Source organism: Gilvimarinus sp. 1_MG-2023, from assembly GCF_030548285.1.
The window spans coordinates 1-418 of the sequence record NZ_JAUOSC010000209.1 but is presented as its reverse complement, the minus strand read 5'-3'; the positions used below and the strand labels follow the sequence as shown (position 1 = coordinate 418).

The following is a 418-nucleotide window of genomic DNA, read 5'->3' as shown; positions in this document are numbered from 1 at the left end:
AGATAGACCACATCCGGCCGACGTGCCATCTCCGCTTCCGGGATCAGTAACGTATGGCTGGAGCCAATCGAAAAACGGATACGGCGCACAATTTCCCCGGCTTCAACATCTTGTCGACCACGTATCAACCCATCGTCCAGCAAGGCCGCCACAACCGGTTGCCGTTCATGGGCAACCACCTGGCAGCCCAGTGTTGCCAGCACAAAGCTGTCGCGTCCCAAGCCGGCGGTTGCATCGATAACACTTGGCTGATAAGCCCCGGAAACGCCAACCGCTTTGGCGATATCCTGACCCAGCCCGCCACCAAAACGGCGACGGTGCGCCGTAGCACCGGCCGCAAAATCAACTCGCACCACCGCCTTGCCACCTGCACCTTCTCGCAGCGACAAGCCATCGCCACCCAGGCACAAATGAAAAC

1 protein-coding gene is annotated in these 418 nt (G+C 59.6%); it reads right to left on the bottom strand.

Features of this window, described 5'->3' with window-relative positions; translation table 11 throughout:
- Positions 1-418: class I SAM-dependent methyltransferase (locus tag Q4563_RS16460; RefSeq protein ID WP_303605250.1), on the bottom strand; the 418-nt coding region annotated here is incomplete at both ends.